Consider the following 22,223-nt stretch of genomic DNA (forward strand, 5'->3'; position numbering starts at 1 on the left):
CAAGCGCCTTGACAATTACCAGGCGGCAAAATAAAAAGGGGTGCGGACATGCTCTCTTACTCAATCAAGCGGATTGGCATGCTGGTGCCTGTTTTGGCCGGGATGACGCTTGTTGTTTTTTCCATCATCAGGGCAATCCCGGGTGATCCTGCACAGGTCATTCTCGGACAGCGGGCTACAAAGGAAGCGATTCTTGCTCTGACAAAGCAGCTCGGCCTTGAACAGCCTTGGTATGTGCAGTACTTCCACTATGTAAGGGATCTTTTAACAGGAAACCTTGGGACGTCCATCAGAACGAGCGAAGCGATCAGTAAAGAAATCGTCCCTTATCTTGGCGCCACAATTGAGTTAACGGCTGCTGCCATGATCATCGCGGTAATAATCGGGGTCAATGCCGGGATCATCAGCGCATGGTTTCAGCGCTCCTGGTTTGATTACCTGGCGATGTTTATCGCCTTAATTGGCGTGTCGCTGCCGATTTTTTGGCTTGGATTGATGGAGCAGTGGTTTTTTTCAATCAAGCTTGGCTGGCTGCCGACAACGGGCAGGGAGGAAGTGCGGAATCCGGTTGAGGCGCTTACGAATCTTTATTTGCTTGATACCATTCTGCGGGGGAATTTCAGTCAGTTTATTGAAGTGATCAAGCATTTGATTTTGCCTGCTGCAGCGCTTGCAACCATTCCAATGGCGATCATCGCCAGAATTACACGGTCGAGCATGCTGGAAGTGATGGGGGCAGAATACATTCGCACGGCAAGGGCAAAGGGGCTCAGAATGTTTTTTGTCGTGTACAAGCATGCGCTGAAAAATGCTTTGATACCGATTTTGACCATTATCGGCCTGCAGACAGGGCTGCTGCTTGGCGGGGCAATCCTGACAGAAACGATTTTCGGCTGGCCGGGAATCGGCCGCTATGTTTATGAAGCCATTGGCTACAGGGATTATCCTGTCATACAATCCGGCATCCTTGTCATCGCCTTGATCTTTGTGCTGATCAATCTGGTGATCGACCTGTTGTATGCGGCAATTGATCCGAGAATCAAGTATTAAAGGGGGGAGAACATGAATGCTTATCTTTCGCAAAAGCTGAACAGGGAAGAAGAAAAGGTGCTCTCTCCCTTACAGGAAAAAATAAGAGCTTTTCTTCAAAATAAGCTGGCAGTAACAGGCTCATTCATTGTTTTCCTGTTTCTTTTGCTTGCCATCTTTGCTCCTGTCATTGCGCCGTCAGGGATCAATGAACAGGATCTGGTCAAGCGCCTTCTGCCTCCTGGAGCCGGCAACTTCCTTGGCACAGACGACTTTGGCCGCGATATTTTTTCAAGGGTAGTATATGGGGCGCGAATTTCCTTGTTTGTCGGCTTTTTTTCCGTTCTCGGCTCGGTAGCAGCAGGAAGCCTGCTCGGAATTGTTGCCGGCTATTACGGAAAATTGCTTGATGCTGTCATCTCAAGGGTTTTTGATATTATGCTTGCTTTTCCAAGTATCTTATTAGCGATTGCCATCGTTTCCATCCTTGGCCCTTCTCTTGAAAATGCTCTTCTCGCCATTGCGATCATCAATGTTCCGACCTTTGGCAGGCTGATCCGTTCCAAAGTGCTCAGTGTGAAAGAAGAGGAATACATTACAGCAGCCAGGGCAATCGGGATGAAGGACTCCCGCATTCTTTTCAGGCATGTGCTGCCAAACAGTTTTTCACCGATTATTGTGCAGGCAACGCTTGCGATTGCAACAGCGATCATTGAAGCGGCGGCACTCGGTTTTCTCGGACTCGGAGCTCAGGCGCCGAACCCGGAATGGGGCAAGATGCTGGCTGATTCGAAGCAGTACTTGATTGATGCTCCGTGGACAATGTTTTTTCCGGGGCTTGCGATCATGCTAACCGTTCTCGGGTTTAACTTAATGGGGGACGGGCTGAGGGATGCGCTGGATCCGAAAATGAAATAAGCAGGCTGCCGGGAAAAAACCGGCAGCCTGCTGTTATTGGAAGGCCATAATTGCTGGAAGAAGAAAAACCGTAAAAACGATAATTGCGATAAGAAAAGCGAAGGCAAAAGCAACAAGGCTGCATAAAAAGGCTTTTAAAACACTGAAATGCTGTGCCTCGCTAAAAGCAAACAGCCAGATGATGTAGCTCCAAATGCCTGCAGCGAATTGGAGAAACGCCAGAAAAATTATAAGAATGGCAAGACCAGGATTTCCTCCTAAATAAGAGTCATCATAATAGGCCCTTCCCAGGAGAAGAACAGCAAGCAGAAAAAGGGGCAGGGTAAAAATATTCGGCATCTGGGACCAGGCGCTTGCTGCCATCACATCCTTGTAAAATGCTTCCCCTTTAAACCATTTGCCAATCATATACATAATGGCTGAACCTACATAAAGGGACAATAATCCGCCAATGGCTCCAAATAGGATATCCAAGAGCAGGGCAGCGGGCCAAGGCAGCGAGCCGGCTAAATCCTTCATGCGATCGTTGTTGGCGAGCGCAGTGGCTATTCCTGCAAGAACCGCAAGCAGGATGATAATGCCCATGCTCCGGTTTTCCATCACGCGCTTAAAGGTTTCCCGGGGCTTTGTAAAAATTCGAAATGCGTTATTCATTAAGTTTCTCCTCTCTTAATCTATATATGAATGCACACAAATAGCCAGAGAACCATCTCTGACTATTTGATGATACCACTAAAATATGGATATGAAACTTATATTATGCACAGCTGAAAAGCAAAACAGCATCCGAATTCCGGATGCTGTTTTTTTATTCAGGATCAGAAGATAATTCAATTTCGCTGTCTTCCTTATGGTGGCTCTGGTAGCTCGTAATGAGCGTATCCAAGTGCTCCAGCTGCTCACTGTAATCAAGGATGCTTCCGACAAGCGGAATGATGTGATAAAAACAGTTATGATCCTTACAGGTGTTCTGGTATTCTGTCAGGCTTGTCATTAGGTTCTTTTTATTTCTGCTAAGCTCTTCATAAAGAAGATCAGAGGACTGAGCTTTAATTTTTCCAGTTAGCTTTAAATGAATGCGTTCATGAAAATTGAGCAGATAGTCCAATTCAATCTCGAGCTGTTCACGGAATTTTTCTGTTGTATGAGGGAGTTCATTTTCCACTCTGTGCAGGTTTCTTAAAATGCTTAACGCTTTATTGGTCACGAGCAGCATCTGTCTGAAAAGGACAAGCTTCCTGGATTTTGCCACAACATTTTGCCTGAAGTAAGTCCGCTCTTCCTTATAAAGCAAGTACAGCTGATCCAGCTTAATCATTTTATCTTTCAGCTTATCGATATCTTCCTTAAGAGCCGTATGTTCAGATGCCTGGCGAAGACTTAATCTGATCCATTTCAGAATTTCCTCTGAATTGGCGACAATGCGGCTGTATACCTTTTTTTCATATTTTGGCGGAAGAAAGATCAGATTAACAAGAAAGGCAGCTGCCACACCGAGCATAACCGTGCCGAATCGCATGAGAGCAAACTGAAGGAAGTGATCGCCCTGGCTTTCCATGATGGCAACTACTGTAACAAGCGATACAGCTATTGTATTTTCAATCTTAAGCCTCAGGTTGATCATGATGACAATGACAACGGTCAGGCCGATAATAAACGGATGCGGGCCGAATACAAGGCCAAAGGCAATCGCAAACGCGGCACCGATAATGTTTGCCTGTATCTGTTCAATCATGGAAAGATATGACCGGTAAATCGTAGGCTGGATCGCAAATATCGCAGAAATCCCCGCAAAGGCAGGTGATGGAAGATTTAAAATGCCTGCAATCCAAAGCGCTAAAGTCATGGCAATCCCCGTTTTAATAATCCGTGCACCAAGTTTCATTTTATTTCGTTAGACATTCCCTTCAAAAGTAAGAATATAAAAGTGCTGTTACTAAGAATAAAAGATCTATCTCACAAAGTTGTAATATACAGGGTTTAAATAGATTATTCAAGATACTATACCCTAATCTGCTGAAAAAATGAACACCTAAAGGACTATACAAAGTTATCGGAAAATTATAAACCCTTTAATTAGCATATAGCATACGGATCAAGTAAAGTATCAATTATAGCAAAGTATTTTTATAGAAGCTTGGATGCTCTTGTTTTTGAAAACGTTTACTATACTCATCTGCTTTTCGAGCCGGCCCCAGCTTGAAAAAAATTAAATCAAAATATGCGAAAAGGGAGTGTCTGAGCAGGATGTTTTGGACTGTCGAAAAATTGGAAAAGCGAATAAAGGAGTTGGCTTCATACCGGTACAGGGAGGTTCTGCCCCTTGAAAGCTTTCAAGCACTGCTGGATCTAGATGGCGAGGTTTCTGCCAGGCAGCCGGAAGAAGGTGAATGGGCAGAAATGAAAATCGGTGAACGATGGGAAGGCCGGGATACATATATATGGCTGAAGGCCTCTGTATCCTTTCCGGAAGGCTGGAAAGGGAAAAAAATTGTCGGAGTCTTTGATTTTGGCAAAACAGGCAGCGGGCATAATTCCGGTTTCGAATCCCTTCTTTATGTAAATGGCACGCCTTATCAGGGAGTGGATCTGAATCACCAGGAGGTTTTTTTCAAGAGTGAGCTTGCCGGGGAAACGGCAGAGCTTTGCTTCCGCCTATGGTCAGGACTTGAAGGAGGCGGAAAAAGAACCCTTCAGGAGCACAGGCTGAATACAGCATTTCTGGCCTGTCTTGATGAAAAAGCAGACGATCTTTTCTTTACCTCCTATGCGGCACTTGAGACCGTGAAGTATTTGGATGAACACCAGCCTGAACGGCAGCAGCTTCTCTCAGCAGCTGACAGAGCCTTCCTTAAAATAGACTGGTCAGAGCCAGGTTCAGAGGAGTTCTATCAATCGATCTATGAAGCCCAATCTCTATTAAACAATGAAATAGAAAAGATTCCGAACCATTATCCTGTTACGGTAACGGCGATCGGCCACACCCACATTGATGTGGCATGGCTCTGGCGGCTGAAGCATACGAGAGAAAAAGCAGCCCGCTCATTTTTCACTGTGCTGCGCCTGATGGAGCAATACCCGGATTACACGTTTCTGCAGACACAGCCGCAGCTCTATGATTATATGAAGCAGGATTATCCGGAGATTTACAGCCAGATAAAGGAGCGGGCAGAGGAGGGCCGCTGGGAGACAGATGGCGGCATGTGGCTTGAAGCGGACTGTAACCTCACCTCAGGCGAATCGCTTGTCCGGCAGCTTTTGTACGGCACGAAGTTTTTCCGGGAAGAGTTCGGGAAGGATTGCGAATACTTGTGGCTTCCGGATGTTTTCGGATACAGCTGGGCGCTTCCGCAGATTCTCATCAAGTCGGGGATCAAAACATTCATGACAACGAAAATCAGCTGGAATCAGTTTAACCGGATGCCGCATGATACGTTCAAATGGCGGGGCATCGACGGAACGGAAATCCTGACTCATTTTATTACAACACCAGAGGATGCCCGCTGGTTTTATACGTATAACGGCGTGATTACCCCAAGATCGGTAAAAGGCATCTGGGAAAATTACCGGGACAAAGGGGTGAATCAGGAGCTGCTGCTGTCATATGGATACGGTGACGGAGGCGGCGGAGTGAACAGGGAAATGCTTGAAATGCGAAGAAGGCTTGATAAAATGCCGGGGATTCCTGCTGTAAAAACGGGACGCGCTGACAGCTATTTCCGCCGGCTGCATGAAACGGTGGAAAAAAGTGATCAGTACGTTCATACATGGGACGGCGAGCTGTATCTGGAATATCACCGCGGCACCTATACAAGCCAGGGCTGCAACAAGCGGATGAACCGGAAAATGGAGCTGCTGCTGAGAGAAGCCGAGTGGCTGAATACCGTGCAGAGCATCCGGAGCGGGAACTGGAGCAGCTATCCTGCTGAAGATCTGGCGGAAAGCTGGAAGATTGTCCTGAGGAATCAATTTCATGATATTATCCCAGGCTCCTCGATCAGGGAAGTATACGAAGACAGCCGGGAAGAATACGAGCAGGCTTTTTCGCTTGCCAGTCAGGCATGGAAGCAGGCTGCGGCTTCTCTTCTAGAAATGAAAGAAAAGGATGCTGTGACACTGTTCAATTCATCAGGCTGGGAACGAAGTGAATGTGTCGAGATCAAGGATTTTGGCGACAGAAGCCTGCTTTTTAAAGATGAACAGGGCAAACAGCTGAACATGCAGAAAACCTATGATGGCAACTGGCTTCTGTTTGCAGAAAATGTCCCGGCACTTGGAGCTGTTTCGCTCACTGCACACGAAGGAAAGCTGGAAGAGACATCCTCGTTTCAGGTAAACGGACGAAAGCTATCAACACCATATTATGAAATTGTATGGAACGAATCAGGGCAGTTCACTTCGATTTACGATAAAGAAAATAACAGAGAAGTGCTTGCACAGGGAGCGGCAGGAAATATTCTGCAAGTTTTCGAGGACAAGCCGATGCAGTTTGATGCATGGGACATTGATCTTTACTATCAGCAAAAAATGAAAATAATCACCAGGCTGACAGAGGAACAGGTTCTTGAAAATGGCAAGCTGAGGTGTGTGCTCGGCTTCAGCTGGAAATACGGGAGCTCTGAAATTCAGCAAAAAATCATGTTTTATGCGAACTCCCGCCGCATTGACTTTGAAACAAAGGTGGACTGGCATGAACGCGATCAGCTGTTAAAAGCAGCCTTTCCCGTGGATATCCGCGCCACAGAGGCAACATATGACATTCAATACGGCAATGTTAAACGGCCGACGCATTGGAACACATCATGGGATTACGCGAGATTTGAGACCGTTGCCCATCAATGGGCAGACTTGTCTGAAACAGGCTATGGCGTCAGTCTCCTGAACGACTGCAAATACGGCCATGATATCAAGGACAATGTGATGCGGCTTACGCTGCTGAAGTCAGCCGTCTATCCGGATATCGAAGCCGATCAGGGAGAGCACATCTTCACGTATTCCCTGTTTCCGCACAGCGGCAGCTGGCTTGAAGGCAGCACAGTGCAGGAAGCATGGTCACTGAATAATCCTCTGATTCCTGCTGCTGGCGAAATGGCCAAGCAGTCTCTTTTCACGGTTGAGGGCTCTCATTTGATGATTGACTCTGTGAAAAAAGGAGAATTCGACGACTGCCTGATTCTGCGTCTCCATGAATATGCCGGAGCAAGAGGCACTGTGGAAATAAAAAGCGATCACCGCATCCTTTCCATTCATGAATGTGACTTAATGGAAAGAGAAGACAGCGAAAATAGAAGCAGCAACCAGAACTCCTTCAGCATCAAGCCGTATGAAATTAAAACATTTGCGGTGCGGTTGGAGCTGGAATGATGGATAGCCAGTTTTAAACGAAGCCTATTATGCTATATGAGGAAGAAATTCACCAGATTGTTAGATAAATTAACAAGTAGCCTTTGTTAAAGGGAAATGTTGATTTTAAAACACCTGTTGATTGGAGCGGCAGGCGGGAGACTCCTGCGGGAGCAGCGGGACAGGTGAGACCCCGCAGGCGCAATAGCGCCGAGGAGGCTCAGCGCCCGCCCCGCGGAAAGCGGACGCCTGCAGCGTAAATCAACAGACAAATTAAAAATGCCGCCAAAAATGTGTGCAAAGAAAGAAGCATGAGATTCCTAGCGAAATCTCATGCTTCTTTATATGTCGGTGGCTTTATGGTTTTTAAAAGAATGTCTTCCCGGTATTCCAGTTCAAATATTCTACTCAATCACTCCGTAGAAACAGAAGGATCCGCCTGTTCCTTCACAGGAATCAGTTCAAAGAAATGCTTCTCAGGTTCTGTTAACAGCTGTTCAAGAGAAAGGGCTTCTTCGCTCTGCCCGTGGCTTCTGAGAGTTTCGATGTAAGTACCGAGCAATTCTTTCACATCTGCTTTTCCTTTTTCGGAAAGGCTCAGCACATTGATTTTAGCGCCTTTTGCTACACGTCTTTCGATGGCAGCTTTTGTGAGACCCATTTCCGGCTGGTGGCGTACATAGACGGCGCCGCCTGTCATGCCGGCACAGATCCATGGTCCCGGATCGCCGAGAACAAGTCCGCGTCCGTTTGTCATGTATTCAAACGCAAATCCTTTGATGTTGCTGTTAGTGCCGATGTTGCCATATTCCTGTTCAGGAATCGGCTGTTCCAGCTGGCCGCCGATAATCATGTCAGCTCCGGAGAGACGGATTCCGGCGCGGGCATCAGCATTCCCCTGTACAAGAAGGAGGCCGTGCTGAGCGCCATAGCCGAAGCCTTTGCCGACTGATCCGCTGTAATAGCTGCCGTCCGCTCCTTTAGCCTTCAGGACGCGGATGGAGCCGCCGAAAGAGGTTTTTCCTGTGCCGTCCTGTGAGCCGCCTTCAACGGAAATGTTAATGCCTGCTGTATTGTAGGCGCCAAGTCCGTTTCCAGGTACAGAGCCGTCCCGGTATTCCAGGTTCACATCGTCAAGCGCTGTATAAGAGCCATCCAGTCTTCCGCGCACCCTGTGGCAGGAAACGCGGCTTCCGAGAACGCGCTGGCTGGAGGTAACGCTTGAAAAGCTTCTGGATTCGTGCAGCTCTTCTACTCTCAAATCCAGATACTCCGCACCTGCAGCAACAGCGAGTCTGTTTTCCTGTGTGCTTGCTGCCACTTCCTGATGAGCGATGTTAGGAATATCCAGGTTTTCAAGCAGGAGGGACAGGTCCATGCTGTCATGGGCTTTTGACTGAACAAGCAGATCAGAGCGGCCGACAAGATCCTGCAGGCGGTCAATGCCCATTGAGGCAGCAAGTGCCTGCACTTCTTTGCCGAAGGCTGTGAAAAGGTTGATCAGACCGCCGACTGCGCGTCCGTATTCACGCGGAACAAAGCGGCGAAGGCCGTGCTCTTTTGCCTGAGCCTCTGACTCAATTTGAGTGGCAATTCCGACGTGGCATGTATCCAAGTGACAGCCTTTGCATGTTGTACAGCCGATCGCAATCATGGACAGTGTGCCAAAGCCGATTCGGTTGGCGCCAAGAAGCATCACTTTCACAACGTCTTCGGCGCTCTTGATGCCGCCGTCAGCCCAAAGCTCGACTTTATGGCGGAGGCCAGCTTCATGCAAGGCATTGTGGGCTGATTTCACACCGATTTCTACCGGCAATCCTACATATTGAAGCGCATGAATTCTCGCTGCACCTGTTCCGCCGTCAAAGCCGCTCAATGTAATAATGTCAGCGCCGGCTTTGGCAATGCCGACTGCAATTGTTCCGATATTCGGTACAACCGGCACTTTCACGGCAACCTTTGCCTGATCATTGCCGGTTTTCAGCTCTGTGATCATTTGCGCCAAATCTTCAATGGAATAGATGTCATGGTTATTGGACGGTGAAATCAAGTCAGAACCGATGGTGGCGTTCCGCGCTTCCGCAATTTTGGCTGTTACCTTTGATCCCGGCAAATGACCGCCTTCGCCGGGTTTTGCACCCTGGCCGATTTTGATTTCCAATAGATTGGAAGAGTTCAAGAGCTCCGCGTTCACGCCGAACCGCCCTGAGGCAATCTGCTGTCCGCGTGTGCGCGGATATTTTCCGAGCATATCTTTAATTTCCCCGCCCTCGCCGTTTAAGCTGATCATGTTCAGCTGGTCGGCGGCTTCCGCATAGGCCCTGAAGGCAATTTCATTCTGGGAGCCGAAGGACATCGAAGAAATGATAAACGGCAGGCTGTGCTCGCCGACTGAGACGTCCACTTTTTCCTGCGGCAGGGAAGATGGTGCTTTTTTCAGTTCTGTCAGATGGCGGATCGCAATCGGATTGGCCTGCTCCTGCTCGGAGATTTTTTCTCTGTAGGCATCATACTCGCCTGTAGAAGCCATGTCGCCGATCGCTTTCCAGATCCGCGGGAAAATATGAAACGTTTTTCCTGGACGCGCTTTTTCATCCTGGAATTCCTGCGCCCGCTGAATCGCATCCTGCTTCATGCTCTCAAAATTGTTTTTCAGTTCAGCTGATCCGAGGAAGTTCACAATGCCGAGTGCTTCTTCAACCTCTGTATTTAGTCCGATGGCAGAGAACAAGCGGCCATACCCGCGAAGCTCATGAATGCCGATTGTTGAAATGACCTTTTCAAGCCCTTTGTTCATCGCGCCGAAAAGATTCACAGCAGGCTTCAGCGTTTCTTCTTCAGCAACTGTCGCAAACAATAAGTAAGGACTGAGCAGGTTTGCGCCTAACCCAAATGCCGTGATCACGTCATGCAGGGAGCGGATGCTGCCGGAACGGAGCAGAATGCTCGCTTCGCGGCGCAGTTTTGCCGTCACAAGCGCCTGGTCAATATAGGCTGTGATAAGATGCGGATCGATCCAAAGCTTTCCGTCGCTATGCGCCAAACCGTCATCAATAACAAGAAGGGCAGCGCCATCCTTAACGGCTTCAACTGCTTCTATGGAAAGACGCTCAAGTGCATCCCGCAGCTCTTCCTCTTCTGTGAACACAGCCTGCAGAAGATAGAGCTGCCTGTTTTTCGAAAATTTTTCTACCACTTCTTCATATGGAAGCTGTCCTGTTTCACCGCTTGATTGGCTCGCAAGCTGTCCTTCAAGCAGTATCGGGGACGGCAGCTCTACAACCATGCTGCGCTCATGCTTTTCAAAAAGAGAAGGGCGCTTTCCAATAACTGTTCGAGTGGAGAACAGCTCCGTTTCCCTGTCGCGGTCAATGGCAGGGTTTGTGACAACAGCGACACTTTCTTTAAAGTAGTCAGCCAGGTTTTTCCGCCCGTCCTGAATGGCTGCGAGCGGGCCGTCATGGCCGAGTGAGCGAATCGGCTCAACGCCTTTATCCGCCATTTGCTCAAGCTGCTGAATGTGTTCGCGGTCCCAGCCGAAAGCAGCGTACTGGCCGTTATGAACCTTTGTCACAGGCGCTGCGGAAAACTGGCCGGAGCTGACAGGATATGTGATGTGGTTCCGGTAATTTTCCAGGCTGACCCGCTTTGAGAACATCTCATAAACGGCTTCCTGGTAGGAAGGGTAGTCATACACTTCAAGGTCATCACCGTTCCATTTCAGGCCGACTTTTTCGCCAGGCGCAAGCGGCTTTGGCTCTGCTGTATACTCGGAAACAGGAATAATGCCTGGTTCTGATGAAAAGATAAAGCTTGTTTCTGTTTCCACTTTCCACAGCGGGCGCAATCCGAGTGCATCAACACTGAAGACAGCTTCTTCGCCGTAGCGGGAAATAATGCCGGCAGGACCTTGCGCAAAATGGCCCCATGCTTCACGGATATACGCGTACAAGTCCTGCAGATGAGGCTTGTATGCTTTAATCTCATTCATAATCGGCGGGAAAAGCACGTCCATTGCTTCGAACAGGCTGTAGCCATCACGGCAGACAAGTGTTTCAATCGTTCTGTTGAGATCCTGAGAGTCGCTGCCGCCGATCGTAATCGGAGCGTGAATCATGCGCGCTTCATCGCGAAGCTTTGCAATCGTATTGATTTCTCCGTTATGGCCGAGCATGCTGAAGGGCTGCACCCTGAAAAAGTTAGAAAGCGTATTGGTTGAATAGCGATTATGGCCGAGCGTCATCGCAGAAGCAGCAAGCGGGCTTGCAAGGTCCAGGTAGTATTTCGGAAGAATATCACCGGCTCCCATTACCTTATAAACCGCGATATAGGTGCTGAGTGATGCCACATGAACGTGTTCGTCTTTTTCCAGATGGATGGTTAGCTCAAACAATGTTTTGGAAAGATGGGACTGAGGGGAATTGCTGATTAGGGCAACCTGCCAAAAGAGAGGCTCTTCCTGGGAAGCGATCGGGCCTAGCGCTAGGGAATCGGTGACCTTGTCATCCTCAAACACCACTTCAAGGCCGTATTCGCTGAATGCTTTCAGCACCGTTTCCTTTGATGCAGCCTGGCTGCCGTGCCTCGATAAAAACAAGTGAGCCACAATAAAATCGCTGCGGTCTGCAAGGCTTGCTTCTTTTCCTGCTTTTTGCAGCTTATCCTTCCATAGCGCCTTCGGAATGTCAATGTGGATGCCGACACCGTCGCCTTCATCATTAATAAATCCTGCGCGGTGATTCATCGTAACGAGAGCATCAATGCACTGATCAATGTTTTCCCTCGTTGGAATGCGCCTCTTCTCGAGCACAGAGACAATTCCGCAAGCATCATGCTCGGCATGATGATACTCTTTAAATAAACTTGGATTCCATTTTTGAGTCATGCTATGCGGCTCTTTGGACCGGGGTTTTCCGGTTCCTGCAAGCCTTCACCTCCTGAAGCTGATATGGGGTACTTATTTTTCTGCCAATCTCTTAGAATTGACAATATATTAAATTTTCAGAATTGTAATGTCAATCATACCATTGTCAGAAAATCTTTTCAATTATTTATACAGTCATTCGCATGGATAAGCTGACTGAAGAGGAGCGTTAAAGGACTAAAGTGCTAAGCGCTTCCTTATTGGAAGCGGTTTCAATAAAAGGAGAAAGAAAAAAGAGAAAATCCTAAGATTTCCTCTTTGAATAACTTTGTATTTTTATTCAGTTTTTCAGCTCTTTAAAGCTTTCTTCAACAGCTTCAAGCGTCACCCGGATATCTTCTTCGGTATGCTCAGTTGTCAGGAACCAGGCTTCGTATTTGGACGGAGCAAGATTGATGCCTTTGTTCAGCATAAGCTTGAAGAACTTAGCAAAGGTTTCGCCGTCTGTTTTTTCAGCCTGCTCGTAGTTGATGACTTTTTCATCTGTAAAGTAGATTGTCAAAGCGCCTTTCAGCCTGTTCACCGTAATGGTGACACCATGTGTTTTGGCATGCTTTAAAATGCCTTCTTCAAGCATGGTGCCAAGCCTGTCGAGTTTTTCATAAACGCCTTCCTGCTTCAGCACTTCAAGGCAGGCGATGCCGGATAAGATGGAGGCTGGATTGCCTGCCATTGTCCCTGCCTGATAAGCAGGGCCAAGAGGAGCAACCTGTTCCATGATTTCCTTTTTGCCGCCGTAAGCGCCGATTGGAAGCCCGCCGCCGATGATTTTACCCATTGCGGTCAAATCAGGCTTTACACCGAGAAGATCCTGCGCACCGCCGTACATAAAGCGGAAAGCCGTGATGACTTCATCGTAGATCACAAGGGCGCCTGCAGCGTGGGCGATATCGTTGACAGCCTCCAGGAAGCCTGGCAGCGGCTCAACGATGCCGAAGTTTCCGACAATCGGCTCCACAAGCACGCCGGCGATTTCGCTGCCCCATTTATCCATTGCTTCTTTAAAAGAGTCCGGGTCATTGAAGGGAACCGTGATGACTTCCTTCGCAATGCTTTTCGGTACGCCGGCAGAATCCGGTGTGCCGAGTGTGGAAGGGCCTGAGCCTGCTGCCACAAGGACAAGATCGGAATGGCCGTGGTAGCAGCCGGCAAACTTGATGATTTTATCGCGGCCGGTATAAGCTCTTGCGACGCGGATGGTCGTCATGACAGCTTCTGTTCCGGAGTTAACGAAGCGCACCTTATCAAGATACGGCATCGCTTCTTTCAGCATTTTGGCAAACTTCACTTCGTGCGCTGTCGGCGTGCCGTACAAAACGCCGTTTTCAGCAGCCTTCGTAATCGCCTCTGTGATGTGGGGGTGGGCGTGGCCGGTAATAATCGGCCCGTATGCGGCAAGGTAATCAATATACTTATTGCCGTCCACATCCCAGAAGTAGGCGCCTTTTCCTTTTTCCATTGCGACCGGCGATCCGCCGCCAACTGCTTTATAAGAGCGGGATGGACTGTTCACCCCGCCGACAATGTGCTCTAATGCTTCTTGATGAAGCGCTTCTGATTTCGTGAAATTCATGGTGGTCCTCCTAAAATGCAATTTTACGTTTACTAGTTTAGCATTTTTTCAGGAGGACTGCCCTTTCTAGCGGATGATTTCGTCCACGATTCCGTAATCAAGCGCTTCCTGTGCTGTCATAAAATAATCCCGCTCAGAATCAAGCGCCACCTTTTCAACCGGCTGGCCGGTTCTGTCAGAAATGATCCGGTTAATATCCTGCTTTGCTTTCAGCAGCCGTCGGGCTGTTATTTCCACATCTGTTGCCTGGCCTCTTGCACCACCTGAAGGCTGATGTATCATAATTTCGCTGTTCGGAAGGGCATAGCGCTTGCCTTTTGTTCCAGCGATTAAAAGCATCGCCCCCATGGAAGCGGCCATGCCAAGACAGATCGTCCGGACATCTGGCTTGATGTACTGCATCGTATCGAATATCGCGAAGCCGGCCGTAATGGAGCCGCCTGGACTGTTTATATAGATGGAAATGTCTTTTTCGCTGTCTTCCGCTGTTAAGAAAAGCAGCTGGGCAACGATGCTGTTCGCCATTTGATCGTTTACCTCTTCACCGATCATAATGACGCGGTCTTTTAGCAGCCTTGAATAAATATCATAGGAACGTTCGCCGTATTTTGTCTGCTCTACGACATAAGGTATTGTGCTCATTGCGGGATCCCCCTTTAGTTTTCAGGCTCTTTAAAATAGGCTGTTGATTTCCGTTTCAAGCGTCCGCTTTCCGCGGGGCGGGCGCTGAGCATCCTCTGCGCTTAAGCGCATGCGGGGTCTCACCTGTCCCGCTGCTCCCGCAGGAGTCTCCCGCCTGCCACTCCAATCAACAGGTGTGTAGAAATTAACGCTGCAGTTATAGCAAAGGGGGAGGGTTCCCCCTTATGCTGCCATTAACATCATTGGTGAAGATGATTTTTTATAGGATAGAAGCGCTGTCGGCTCTTCTTTTTGAACAAGGGCAACTAGTTTTTCGGGATCTTCTGTGAAAAGAGCTTCAGAGATGGCCTCTTTCCACACTTCTTCATCCTCTTTTTCCCACGAAGGATCGCGTTCTTCAGGCTGCCGCTTCAGGCGCTGTCTTCCTCTGTACAGGAGCGACTTTGCTGTTTCCTTTGTTGTGCCGAGGAGGTCAGCGATTTCTTCCGTCTTATATAGGAACGCTTCTTTCAGGAGAAATACAGCCGCCTGCTTCGGAGTCAGGCTTTTCATGAGATATTCGGCAGCCATAAATGCTCCATCAAGCTTCCTCGCACTATCCTCTGCATGCTCTTTGCACTCTGTTTTGCAAGCGGACTTTCTGAATGCATCAATGCGCTCGTTGTAGGCGATTCTGGATAGCAGCGCGAGCGGTGCTCCGTCAAGGCAGCCGTATTTCTCTAAGGCTTTCAGCAGGGATTCCTGGGCAAGATCCTCTGCTTCCCACTTGTTTCGGGTCAGCATGAGGCAATATTTGAAAAGGGACGTGTATTTGGCTTCTGTCTGGCTCTCATTTTTCACGTTGCTTGAAATCTTTTGTGATTGCTGCGCAGCAATTCGTTTCAAAGCTTTTCACTCCTTTAAGGTGCACCTCTATTTATAGAACGAATGAGAATGTAAAAAAGATACGGGTGCTGTTAAGTATATGTAAATTTCCGCTGATATCCTGCATCTTCATTGTTGAGATGCCGGTAATCGGATAAACTTATCGTTGTGAATCAATGGAGGGAATATGAATGAAAAAAATTATTGAAGTAACAGATCTTCGCAAGGAATTTAAGTCGTACTCAAGCAGGCAGGGGCTAAAAGGAGCTTTTCGGGATCTTCTGACCCGCAACTATAAAGTGATGAGAGCGGTTGATGATATTTCGTTCACGATTCATGAAGGCGAAATGGTCGGGTATATCGGCGAAAATGGAGCGGGCAAATCCACCTCCATTAAAATGCTGACGGGCATACTCAATCCGACAGCAGGCTCTGTTTCTGTAAACGGCATGAATCCGCATAAAGAGCGGGAAAAATTCGTCCAGACGATCGGGGTCGTGTTCGGCCAGCGCTCGCAACTCTGGTGGGATATTGCTGTTCAGGAATCGTTCCGCCTGTTGAAAAAAGTATACAAGGTGTCTGATCAGGATTACAACGAGCACATGGATCATGTCATCAAAACGCTTGATATCGGCCCTTTGCTCGATAAGCCTGTGCGGAAGCTGTCGCTGGGTCAGCGGATGAGATGCGAGCTCGCTGCAGCGCTGATCCACAATCCGCCGCTACTGTTTCTGGATGAACCGACGATCGGGCTTGATGTGCTTGTAAAGCTGAAGATACGGCAGTTTTTAAAAGAAATGAATGAAAAGTACAAAACGACTATTCTGTTAACTACACATGATCTTACTGACATAGAAGCGCTGTGTGAGCGGGTCGTGATGCTTGATGAAGGAAAAATCATTTACGACGGGCTGCTGAACAACCTGAGAAAGGACATTGGCGAAAGCAAGCAGGTTCAATTTCATTTCGAAGGTGATGTGGCTGAAAAGGATCTTGCCTTCATTACATCAGACCTTCAGGTAGCATGGCAAAAAAGTGAAAAGGACCGCACATGGTCTGCTTTAGTGACAGATCAGGAAGCCCAGATGAGTGAACTGATCGGCCGGATTGTCGGCGCCCATAAAATCGTCGACCTCAGCATTAAGGAAATTTCAACAGAAGAAATCATCCGCAACATTTATGAAAAAGGCAATGTGGCAGGGGGCTATTAAATGGACAAGTACCTCGAGATGATCCGCATCCGCTTTTTGATGATGCTCGCTTACCGGACGAATTACTATACAGGCATTCTGATCTACAGCATTAACATCGGCGCCTACTATTTTCTCTGGACGGCCATATACGGCGGCAAAGGGACGATGCAGGGCTTAAGCGTAATCCAGATGACGTCTTATATCGCTGTGTCATGGATGGCGAGAGCCTTTTATTTCAACAACATCGACACGGAGATTGCCCAGGAAATCAAGGAGGGAAAAGTGGCGGTTGAAATGATCCGCCCCTACAGCTACCTTGGCATGAAAACGATGCAGGCGCTCGGCGAAGGCGTCTTCCGGCTGTTCTTTTTCTCGCTGCCAGGCCTTATTGTTGTTTATTTCATTTTTCCAATGAAAATATCCTCCCATCCGGGAACATGGCTTGCTTTTATGCTGTCGCTTTTCTTCAGTTTTGTCATCAATACGCAGATTAACCTTCTGACAGGGATGATGACGTTTTTCCTTTTCAACAATAACGGGCTGATCAGAGCGAAGCGGGTCTGTGTGGACCTGTTCTCAGGACTATTGCTGCCGATCAGCTTCTACCCGGGCTGGGCGCAGGAAATCATGAAGTTCTTTCCGTTTCAGGCGATCAGCTATATTCCGAGCATGATTTTTACAGAAGGAATAGCAGGGGACAAATTCCTGCAGTCTCTCTTGTTTCAGGGTGTCTGGTGCGTGATACTGCTGATTCCGATCCAGCTGCTGTGGACAGCTGCAAAAAAACAAATGGTCATCCAGGGGGGCTGAGGCATGTTTTACGTTTCCATGTTATTTCAATATGTCGGCCAGTATATCAAGGTTAAGCTTGAGTACAGAGCAGATACGCTTGTCGAGATTTTCTCAGACTGGCTGTTTCAGGCAGTTAACCTCATTTTTATCCTGGTTGTTTTCGGACATACCCAGCTTCTTGGCGGCTGGAACAGGGAAGAAATCATCTTTATTTACGGCTTTTATCTTGTTCCGTATGCCTTGTTCGGAGCTTTCTTCAATATTTGGGATTTTAACGAACGGTATATTGTAAAAGGCGAAATGGACCGGATTTTAACAAGGCCGATCCACAGCCTGTTTCAGGTTGTACTGGAGCGGATGGAGCTTGAATCATTATCAGGCGCTGTCACAGGCCTTGCAATTATGGCTTATGCTGCCGTCAAGCTGCACCTTGTTTTTCACTGGTATGATGTGTTTGTGTTTATCTTTTTTGTGATCGGCGGAGCGCTTGTGTATGCCGGCATTTTCGTTATGATCGCAAGCATCAGCTTTTACTCTGATTCGCGCACATCCATCATTCCGATGATGTACAACATCAGCAACTACGGCCGCTATCCGGTTGACATTTACCATAAGGCGATCCGGTTCGTCCTGACTTGGATTCTGCCGTTTGCTTTCGTTGGCATGTATCCTGCCGCTTACTTTTTGCGAAAAGCAGAGTGGTATGCCTATTCCTTTACCACACCTGTGATCGGCATCTTATTTTTCGCACTCGCTGTGTTTGTTTGGAACACAGGGGTGAAAAAATACAGGGGAGCTGGAAACTGAGCCCTGTTTTCCGCATATAGATGGTAAAAAGAGCGGACAAGGGCGTGGCGCTATGGAATGGATCATCGGAGCAGCTACCGTATTCTGCTTGTACATGTCAGCCAAAATCACTGTGAAGGCCTTTCAAGAGCAGGAGTTTATGTCGCTTGAGGTCATTCTTACGGTATTCCTGTTTTATTTGTCCATCCTGATCGGCTTCGGCATGATTTATCTGCTTTTCCTCCATGGAGGTTTGGATATCCTTGAGCTTAACGGTGTACCTGCCGAAGGAAACTATGTGGAGCTTTTATACCACAGCCTGTATTTCAGTGCTATTACGCTGTTTTCTGTCGGCTACGGGGAAATGGTGCCTGTCGGGATCGGCCGGCTTGTTGCTGTATTAGAGGCGATGACAGGCTATATACTGCCGGTAGTCATTGTTGCCAGGACAGTTTATGGTCTTGAAAGACGCTAGAAAGTTGTATTAATAGGCAGAATTGGTTACCCTTTTAGTAAAATCATAGCTGGAGGGGTACATAATGGCGCTTGAAACAGGGAGCAAGGCACCGGATTTTGAACTATTGTCAGATGCAGGAGAAACAGTGAAATTATCTGATTTCAGAGGGAAATATGCTGTGCTTTATTTTTATCCAAAAGACATGACACCAGGCTGCACAACAGAAGCCTGCGACTTCAGGGATCAGCACAAAAGCTTTGAGGAGCTGGATGCGGTCATCATCGGCATCAGCCCTGACCCGGAGGAAAGCCATCAAAAATTCAAGAGTAAGCATGATCTTCCGTTTCTGCTTCTTGCGGATCAAGACCATCAAGCAGCAGAAGCTTATGGAGTATGGAAGCTGAAGAAAAACTTCGGCAAAGAATACATGGGGATTGAGCGTTCCACTTTTATCATTGATAAAGAAGGAAACCTCCTGAAGGAATGGCGTAAAGTGAAAGTGTCCGGGCATGTAGAAGAAGCGCTGCAATTTATTAAAGAGCAGCAATAGCCCTTTTTTAAAAGGCCAGGCTTATAACCAGCCGCTTTGCACAAGCTTTGCGTATAGTAGGAGGGAAGGCATAACCTCCTCATATGTTAGTGCAGATTCGTGCGGGAAACCGCACGCTTTTTTTTTAGGCTTTTTAAATTCGGCTGTTGATTTCCGTTTCAGGCGTCCGCTTTCCGCGGGGCGGGCAGTGAGCCTCCTCTGCGCTTTGCGCATGCGGGGTCTCACCTGTCCCGCTGCTCCCGCAGGAGTCTCCCGCCTGCCACTTCAATCAACAGGTGTTCAAAAATTAACATTCTTCTTTAACATAGATATAAAAAATAGGGGGAAGAAGCATGCTTTCAGAAAAAGATTATCCTGAGATTTACAATAATTACGTCCGTCTTGTTCCAAATGGGGATATAAAGGAAGTGCTCCTGAAGCAGCGTGAAGAAACAGTGAGTCTGCTTTCGTCCATTTCAAAAGAAACAGCAGGGAGCGCGTATGCAGAGGAAAAGTGGACAGTAAAAGAAGTGATCGGACATATAACGGATACAGAACGGATCATGTCTGAAAGGCTGCTGCGCTTCAGCAGGGGAGACAGTACGCCGCTTCCGGGGTATAATGACGAGCAATATGTAAGGGAAGCGGAGTTTAACCGGTTTTCTATGGCAGAGCTTCTGGAAAGTTTTTCAGCTGTCAGAGGTTCAACGCTTGCACTGCTGAAAATGCTGCCAGGCTCTGCGTGGGAAAAAGAGGGCACGGCAAATAACGGCCGTTTTACAGTCAGAGGACTGGCAGCAGTGATTGCCGGCCATGAGCTTCACCATAAAAGGATTTTGAAAGAAAGATATCTGGCCAGCGATTCATAAAAGAGAATGAGAATCATATGGTTAAAATGGGGAGTTTTTACCTAAGAAAAACGCGGTAAACATTGACAAAATGCTGTTTATGAGAGTACACTAATTATAAATATTATAAAGTAAGAATGTTTTTTGCGGGTTATTGATCCACTAGCCGCAGGATAACAGCTTGCCATATAATGATTCTTTTTTTAAATGAGAGGTGCATGGCGATGACTGAACAGTTAAAAGAAGCAATTGATACACTGAAACAGACAGGAGTCCGCATCACCCCCCAGCGTCATGCGATACTGGAGTATTTGATTCAATCCATGAACCATCCAACTGCGGACGATATTTACAAAGCACTGGAAGGCAAATTTCCCAATATGAGTGTAGCAACTGTTTATAATAACTTGAGAGTCTTCAGAGAAGTAGGGCTTGTTAAGGAACTGACATACGGAGATTCCTCAAGCCGGTTTGATTTTGTAACAAGCGATCACTATCATGTGATCTGCAATGATTGCGGCAAGATTGTGGATTTTCATTATCCAGGCTTGGACGAGGTGGAGCACCTTGCAGCACACGTGACTGGGTTCAAGGTGGACAGCCACCGGATGGAAGTATACGGGACTTGTGATGATTGTGCTAGAAAAAAAGCCCATTAAAGAAGCTGATAGAGGCCATCTATCAGCTTTTCGCTTTTTTGCGGTTGTAATTTTCATCAAATTCTCTGCCCTCTAAAGACCGGTCAAGCGTGAGCGGCTCCCTGCAGTGCATGCACATATCAACCCGGCCGAGAATTTTCGTCGGCTTCTGGCAGGACGGACAAATAACCTGAACGGCTTTTGTCGACAGCATGCCGATCCAAAAATAAACCACGGTGCTCGCTACCATAAACAAAAGCCCCAGCAGCATAAATATGGTCATGACAATCACCGATTCTCTGAAAAAGACACCGATATACATAACGAAAAACCCGACAAAGATCAGACTCAAGGCAAACGTTCTGATCTTATTAATTTTGCTTGAATACTTTTGAGCCATCTCCCATCCCCCTCATCCTAACTATAGCACAGGAAAAGGACAAGCTGTGTCAAAGAATGGAAGTTGCCGCCAGAAAACTTTTTCGCTCCAAACAGGCGTTATCCGGTGATGCAATACGTGCATTTCAGGAAGGAAGAGAGGTAATTCCGATTATGGAAAAGGGAAATGAAAGCACGCTGTAGAAGTAACAGAAAACTGAAACTTGCATGGAGGAATACTGAATGGAAAACATTCTCCGACCTATTTATCAGGAGAGAGCAAGCCACCCTGATACACTGGCTGTCATTATGGTGGAAAGAAGGAACCAGACATCTCCTGAAACAGACAACTTTGATGCAGCGCTTCTTATTATTGTGAAGGAAGCAGACAGCCCGGTGTACATCAAGCATTATGAATTCGAGGGCCAGCAGGCATCCCTGCATATTGTGACAGACAAGCAGATCAGGGAATGGATTCTTCTTGGGACGAATAGAAGAATTGTAGACTGGCTGATGAATGGGAAACTTCTTTTTGACCGAAATGAATACCTCGCCCAATTAATTGATAAATTACATACGTTCCCTTTTTCAGAGAGAAAGCTGAAAATTGGATTAGAATACAGCAAGCTGATCAGAAGGTATTTGGAAGGGAAAAAGTTCTTTGAAGCAAAACAATTTCTTGATGCATACAATCATATCGTTCACGCCCTTCATCATCTGGCAAGGCTTGAAGTGATCGATAACGGGTTTTACCCTGAAACCACCGTTTGGAGCCAGGTCCGCCAGATTGAGCCGCAGGTATATAAGCTGTATCAGGAGCTCATTGACAGCGGAGAGACTTTGGAAAAGCGGCTGGAGCTTTTGTTTCTTGCGAGTGACTTTTTGATTCATTCCAAAGCGGAGATCGGTGCAGCTCATCTTCTTTCCATTATGGAAGAAAAAGAAATCTGGTATTTTGCCGAGCTGCAGGAGCATCCTGAAATTAAATACTACTCTGTCGATCTCGGCATTTTAATTGAGTTTTTGATTGAAAAGCAGCTGATTCACACGGTGCGCATTGAAACAAAAGGACAAGAGATTTATCACCGGGCGTATAAAGTTGCAAAAAACTTGTTGACGTAGGTTTATGACGATGTTATATTAATAAACGTCGCTGCTGGCTGAATAGCTAACTTGCTTCTAACGGCAGCGACAAAATTTTAAAAAAAGTGTTGACATCATTTCGAGTAAATGATATATTGAGAAAGTCGCCTCTGAGCGATTGACACGAAAGTGAAACGAGTTCTTACCTATAAGAATGACTTCACAC

Annotated in this window: 18 protein-coding genes; 11 read left to right on the forward strand and 7 right to left on the reverse strand. The window is 47.3% G+C overall.

The genetic code is table 11. The annotated features are described in order from the left end of the window. Positions 1-48: 48 nt before the first annotated feature. Both LRR81_RS19285 and LRR81_RS19290 read left to right on the forward strand, forming a co-directional pair. Entirely contained in the window at positions 49-1,050 is a 1,002-nt protein-coding gene (locus LRR81_RS19285; protein WP_231791039.1) for an ABC transporter permease, read from the forward strand. 12 nt (positions 1,051-1,062) lie between these two features. Next, the gene (locus LRR81_RS19290) at positions 1,063-1,947 is read left to right on the forward strand and encodes an ABC transporter permease (protein ID WP_231791040.1); all 885 of its coding nucleotides are present in this window, start codon (positions 1,063-1,065) and stop codon (positions 1,945-1,947) included. A 33-nt stretch (positions 1,948-1,980) separates the two neighbouring features. Here LRR81_RS19290 and LRR81_RS19295 read toward each other — a convergent pair whose 3' ends face one another. Together LRR81_RS19295 and LRR81_RS19300 are read right to left on the reverse strand one after the other, a co-directional pair. Further along, positions 1,981-2,601 (reverse strand): Yip1 family protein, encoded by a 621-nt coding sequence (locus tag LRR81_RS19295; RefSeq protein WP_231791041.1) that lies wholly within the window; start codon positions 2,599-2,601, stop codon positions 1,981-1,983. A 154-nt stretch (positions 2,602-2,755) separates the two neighbouring features. Beyond that, the gene (locus LRR81_RS19300; protein WP_231791042.1) at positions 2,756-3,832 is read right to left on the reverse strand and encodes an FUSC family protein; all 1,077 of its coding nucleotides are present in this window, start codon (positions 3,830-3,832) and stop codon (positions 2,756-2,758) included. A gap of 362 nt (positions 3,833-4,194) precedes the next feature. Between LRR81_RS19300 and LRR81_RS19305 the strand changes: the two genes are divergently transcribed. Continuing rightward, positions 4,195-7,311 carry an alpha-mannosidase gene (locus tag LRR81_RS19305; RefSeq protein WP_231791043.1) on the forward strand — a complete coding sequence of 1,039 codons (3,117 nt, stop codon included), beginning with the start codon at positions 4,195-4,197 and terminating at the stop codon, positions 7,309-7,311. Positions 7,312-7,702: 391 nt separating this feature from the next. Here LRR81_RS19305 and LRR81_RS19310 read toward each other — a convergent pair whose 3' ends face one another. The 4 genes from LRR81_RS19310 to LRR81_RS19325 all read right to left on the reverse strand — a co-directional run bounded on the left by LRR81_RS19310 (position 7,703) and on the right by LRR81_RS19325 (position 15,314). Further along, the gene (locus LRR81_RS19310) at positions 7,703-12,175 is read right to left on the reverse strand and encodes a glutamate synthase-related protein (RefSeq protein ID WP_231791044.1); all 4,473 of its coding nucleotides are present in this window, start codon (positions 12,173-12,175) and stop codon (positions 7,703-7,705) included. A 319-nt stretch (positions 12,176-12,494) separates the two neighbouring features. Beyond that, positions 12,495-13,787 carry a glutamate-1-semialdehyde 2,1-aminomutase gene (locus tag LRR81_RS19315; RefSeq protein WP_231791045.1) on the reverse strand — a complete coding sequence of 431 codons (1,293 nt, stop codon included), beginning with the start codon at positions 13,785-13,787 and terminating at the stop codon, positions 12,495-12,497. Positions 13,788-13,853: 66 nt separating this feature from the next. Then, a complete protein-coding gene (gene clpP / locus LRR81_RS19320; protein ID WP_231791046.1) occupies positions 13,854-14,429 on the reverse strand; it encodes an ATP-dependent Clp endopeptidase proteolytic subunit ClpP in 576 nt (191 codons plus the stop codon). Positions 14,430-14,651: 222 nt separating this feature from the next. After that, positions 14,652-15,314 carry a sigma factor-like helix-turn-helix DNA-binding protein gene (locus tag LRR81_RS19325; protein WP_231791047.1) on the reverse strand — a complete coding sequence of 221 codons (663 nt, stop codon included), beginning with the start codon at positions 15,312-15,314 and terminating at the stop codon, positions 14,652-14,654. Between the two features lie 170 nt (positions 15,315-15,484). Between LRR81_RS19325 and LRR81_RS19330 the strand changes: the two genes are divergently transcribed. From LRR81_RS19330 to perR, 7 genes are all read left to right on the forward strand, one after another. After that, a complete protein-coding gene (locus tag LRR81_RS19330; RefSeq protein ID WP_231791048.1) occupies positions 15,485-16,504 on the forward strand; it encodes an ABC transporter ATP-binding protein in 1,020 nt (339 codons plus the stop codon). Beyond that, a complete protein-coding gene (locus LRR81_RS19335; protein WP_231791049.1) occupies positions 16,505-17,296 on the forward strand; it encodes an ABC transporter permease in 792 nt (263 codons plus the stop codon). 3 nt (positions 17,297-17,299) lie between these two features. Beyond that, positions 17,300-18,085 (forward strand): ABC transporter permease, encoded by a 786-nt coding sequence (locus LRR81_RS19340; RefSeq protein WP_231791050.1) that lies wholly within the window; start codon positions 17,300-17,302, stop codon positions 18,083-18,085. Between the two features lie 52 nt (positions 18,086-18,137). After that, positions 18,138-18,539 carry an ion channel gene (locus tag LRR81_RS19345; RefSeq protein WP_231791051.1) on the forward strand — a complete coding sequence of 134 codons (402 nt, stop codon included), beginning with the start codon at positions 18,138-18,140 and terminating at the stop codon, positions 18,537-18,539. Positions 18,540-18,603: 64 nt separating this feature from the next. Then, positions 18,604-19,071 carry a thioredoxin-dependent thiol peroxidase gene (gene bcp / locus LRR81_RS19350; protein ID WP_231791052.1) on the forward strand — a complete coding sequence of 156 codons (468 nt, stop codon included), beginning with the start codon at positions 18,604-18,606 and terminating at the stop codon, positions 19,069-19,071. Positions 19,072-19,403: 332 nt separating this feature from the next. Beyond that, positions 19,404-19,919: a DinB family protein gene (locus LRR81_RS19355; protein ID WP_231791053.1), complete on the forward strand. Its 516-nt coding sequence runs from the start codon at positions 19,404-19,406 to the stop codon at positions 19,917-19,919. Positions 19,920-20,122: 203 nt separating this feature from the next. Further along, complete coding sequence (gene perR, locus LRR81_RS19360; RefSeq protein ID WP_408631629.1) at positions 20,123-20,557, forward strand: peroxide-responsive transcriptional repressor PerR; 435 nt, start codon at positions 20,123-20,125, stop codon at positions 20,555-20,557. A gap of 22 nt (positions 20,558-20,579) precedes the next feature. On the opposite strand, the gene LRR81_RS19365 is transcribed toward perR, so the two are convergent. Continuing rightward, positions 20,580-20,936 carry a YgzB family protein gene (locus LRR81_RS19365; RefSeq protein WP_231791055.1) on the reverse strand — a complete coding sequence of 119 codons (357 nt, stop codon included), beginning with the start codon at positions 20,934-20,936 and terminating at the stop codon, positions 20,580-20,582. Positions 20,937-21,157: 221 nt separating this feature from the next. Between LRR81_RS19365 and LRR81_RS19370 the strand changes: the two genes are divergently transcribed. After that, positions 21,158-22,036, forward strand: a complete 879-nt coding sequence (locus tag LRR81_RS19370; RefSeq protein ID WP_231791056.1) for a nucleotidyltransferase-like protein — start codon at positions 21,158-21,160, stop codon at positions 22,034-22,036. Positions 22,037-22,223: the final 187 nt, after the last annotated feature.

It is taken from the genome of Metabacillus kandeliae (assembly GCF_021166585.1).
Lineage (GTDB): Bacteria > Bacillota > Bacilli > Bacillales > Bacillaceae > Metabacillus_B > Metabacillus_B kandeliae.

Excerpts from the sequence above, each read along its gene's own strand:
- LRR81_RS19285 (WP_231791039.1), top strand. The coding sequence starts at position 49 with ATGCTCTCTTACTCAATCAAGCGGATTGGCATGCTGGTGCCTGTTTTG.
- LRR81_RS19290 (WP_231791040.1), top strand. The coding sequence starts at position 1,063 with ATGAATGCTTATCTTTCGCAAAAGCTGAACAGGGAAGAAGAAAAGGTG.
- LRR81_RS19295 (WP_231791041.1), bottom strand. The coding sequence starts at position 2,601 with ATGAATAACGCATTTCGAATTTTTACAAAGCCCCGGGAAACCTTTAAG.
- LRR81_RS19300 (WP_231791042.1), bottom strand. The coding sequence starts at position 3,832 with ATGAAACTTGGTGCACGGATTATTAAAACGGGGATTGCCATGACTTTA.
- LRR81_RS19305 (WP_231791043.1), top strand. The coding sequence starts at position 4,195 with ATGTTTTGGACTGTCGAAAAATTGGAAAAGCGAATAAAGGAGTTGGCT.
- LRR81_RS19310 (WP_231791044.1), bottom strand. The coding sequence starts at position 12,175 with ATGACTCAAAAATGGAATCCAAGTTTATTTAAAGAGTATCATCATGCC.
- LRR81_RS19315 (WP_231791045.1), bottom strand. The coding sequence starts at position 13,787 with ATGAATTTCACGAAATCAGAAGCGCTTCATCAAGAAGCATTAGAGCAC.
- clpP (WP_231791046.1), bottom strand. The coding sequence starts at position 14,429 with ATGAGCACAATACCTTATGTCGTAGAGCAGACAAAATACGGCGAACGT.
- LRR81_RS19330 (WP_231791048.1), top strand. The coding sequence starts at position 15,485 with ATGAAAAAAATTATTGAAGTAACAGATCTTCGCAAGGAATTTAAGTCG.
- LRR81_RS19335 (WP_231791049.1), top strand. The coding sequence starts at position 16,505 with ATGGACAAGTACCTCGAGATGATCCGCATCCGCTTTTTGATGATGCTC.
- LRR81_RS19340 (WP_231791050.1), top strand. The coding sequence starts at position 17,300 with ATGTTTTACGTTTCCATGTTATTTCAATATGTCGGCCAGTATATCAAG.
- LRR81_RS19345 (WP_231791051.1), top strand. The coding sequence starts at position 18,138 with ATGGAATGGATCATCGGAGCAGCTACCGTATTCTGCTTGTACATGTCA.
- bcp (WP_231791052.1), top strand. The coding sequence starts at position 18,604 with ATGGCGCTTGAAACAGGGAGCAAGGCACCGGATTTTGAACTATTGTCA.
- LRR81_RS19355 (WP_231791053.1), top strand. The coding sequence starts at position 19,404 with ATGCTTTCAGAAAAAGATTATCCTGAGATTTACAATAATTACGTCCGT.
- perR (WP_408631629.1), top strand. The coding sequence starts at position 20,123 with ATGACTGAACAGTTAAAAGAAGCAATTGATACACTGAAACAGACAGGA.
- LRR81_RS19365 (WP_231791055.1), bottom strand. The coding sequence starts at position 20,936 with ATGGCTCAAAAGTATTCAAGCAAAATTAATAAGATCAGAACGTTTGCC.
- LRR81_RS19370 (WP_231791056.1), top strand. The coding sequence starts at position 21,158 with ATGGAAAACATTCTCCGACCTATTTATCAGGAGAGAGCAAGCCACCCT.